The sequence below is a fragment of the Streptomyces phaeochromogenes genome (genome assembly GCF_001418655.1).
GTDB classification, from domain to species: domain Bacteria; phylum Actinomycetota; class Actinomycetes; order Streptomycetales; family Streptomycetaceae; genus Streptomyces; species Streptomyces phaeochromogenes.
In genome coordinates, this window is sequence record NZ_LIQZ01000606.1 from 1 (window position 1) to 2,088 (window position 2,088).

Sequence of the window (2,088 nt, forward strand, 5' to 3'; positions counted from 1 at the left end):
AGATGTGTATAAGAGGAAGGTGGGAAGCCGTAGCCGCCTTGGGGGGCCGGGGCCGGACTCTGCTGAGCAGGTGTGGGCGCAGGCGCAGGCGTCGGTGCGGGGGCCTGAGACGGAGGCGCGGTCGTAGGTCCGGGCTGCGGGAAGCCGGGATGGGCCTGCGCCGCCGGGGCCGCACCGGGGACGCTGTCCTGGGGCTCCGGAGTCGTACGGGGAATGCTGTCCTGCGGGCCCGGAGCCGTACCCGGAGCGCTGAACTGCGGGAATCCGTAACCGCCCGGCTGCCCGGGAGCCGCCGGAGCAGCGGAGGCCGGCGCCGACGGGGGTACGTCGGCGGCGGGCGAAGCGTCGGCCGCGGCAGGCGTACCGGGCACGGCGGGCCAGGCCGGCGGCGAAGGCTGCGGAGCCTGCGGCTGGAAGGGCTGCTGGCCCTGCGGCGGTACGGACGGCTGAGCCGGAGCCTCAGCCGAAGACGCCCCGCCCTCACTCTCCGCGGACGCGGGCCACTGAGCGGCCGAAGCGGGCGCGGCAGGCTGGTACGAGGGCGGCAACGGCGGAAGCCCGCCCTGCGGCACCGGCGGCGGAGCCCACGAGGGAGGCGTGTCCTGCACGGCGTCGGCCACGTCCGCGGCGGACTCGGGCACTACATCCTGAGGCTCGGCATCCTGGGGCTCGGCGTCTTGCGGCTCGGAGGCCTGAGGCTCGGCCTGGCTGGCGGGCGGAGCATGCTCCGGCTCGGAGTCCGAGTCGGCGGCCGTCTCCGGAGCCGCATCCGTCGGCTCCGCGTCCTGGGGCTCGTCGTCCGCCACGGGCACGGCATCGCTGACGTCAGCGGAGTCCTCGGCGTCGGCGTCAACCTGGTGCAGCTCGATCACCCCCGCGGAATCTTCCGCGACGACATCCTCGTCCTCGTCGGTCGCGGCGGCAGCGTCGTTCGAGTCAGCCGCTTCGACCTCGTCCGACGCGTCGGCCTCGCCGGAAACCGTGGCCACGCCCTCGGAGGCCGCCACCTCGGCTCCCTCGTCAACGCCATCCACGCCATTCACGTCGTCAACGTCATCCACGCCGTCGTCGTCATCGGACTCACGCCCGAACGCCACCTCGACGACCTCCGCGTCAACGCCCCCGTCAACGTCTGCATCGGAGGCCGCGTCGGAGTTCTCGTCGGAATCCTGAGCGTCGGTGTCGGCTGCGACCTCGTCCGAGGCCGCAGCCCGCTCCGAGACCTCCCGCTTCACGGCGACAGCCGAGATCCGCATGGTGGCGCCACTCTCGATGTCCCCGTTGTCCTCCTCGACCTCACCGGAGGGCTCATCGACCGGAGGCGTCACCGGCGGAGCCTGGAGGTTCGGCAGATCGGGCAGACCGGCAGGACCCGCGGAGGGCGGGACAGGAGCCGGGGCCTGAGGCTCGAACCCACTCCCCACGGGCAACCGCGGAACGGCACCCGGACCACCGTCAGGAGTAGCAGGAGTAGAGGGGGAAACAGGAGCAGAAGGCGGCGGAACAGCGGCGGGCGGAGCGAAAGGCGCTCCAGGCGCGAAGGAAGGCACGGAAGCCGGCGAAACCGAGGGCGTCGCGGGCGTCGCGGGCATCACCGCAGCCGCTGCCCCGTCCGCCCCGTTCGCCGGACCGGCCCCGTCGGTCCCCTCGGACCCGTCCGAGACCTCTGCCTCGTCCGACTCCTCCTCCTCGACGGAAGCCGACGAAGTCGGCGAGGCCCCCTCCGAACTCCCCGACGCGTTCTGCGTGTACCAGGCGGGAGGGGCGTAGTCGATGGTGAACTCGCCCGTCGTCTCGACGGCGGACTCCGCGTCGGACTGGTCATCGCCGGGTGTGGCCCAGCCCCCGCGGATCCCGTCCCGATCGCTGTTCACAATTCCTCCTGGTGTGGTCGAGCACCCTCATACCGAGCTGGGGCGACCGTTCCGATCGTCCGAGGCCGTCCGTCGCGCCCCAGATCCCCCTGTCTGACGCGGCGGCCCCTTCCCCGGGTTCTTCTGCCGCGCCCACCCCCGCCTAATCACCACAACCACCCCCACCGCAGGCCCCTCCACCCCTCCGCTCCCCGCCACTCCGTCCCACTCCGCC

At 72.9% G+C, this 2,088-nt stretch carries 1 protein-coding gene and 1 pseudogene; both read right to left on the reverse strand.

Annotated elements, in window-relative coordinates; genetic code table 11:
• On the reverse strand, positions 1 to 1,328 hold a 1,328-nt coding region (locus tag AOK17_RS46585; RefSeq protein WP_483855194.1), incomplete at its 3' end, for an RNA polymerase sigma factor.
• 465 nt (positions 1,329 to 1,793) lie between these two features.
• Positions 1,794 to 1,874 (reverse strand): annotated as a pseudogene (locus AOK17_RS54235) (SCO5717 family growth-regulating ATPase); the annotation flags it as partial.
• Between the last annotated feature and the right edge of the window lie 214 nt (positions 1,875 to 2,088).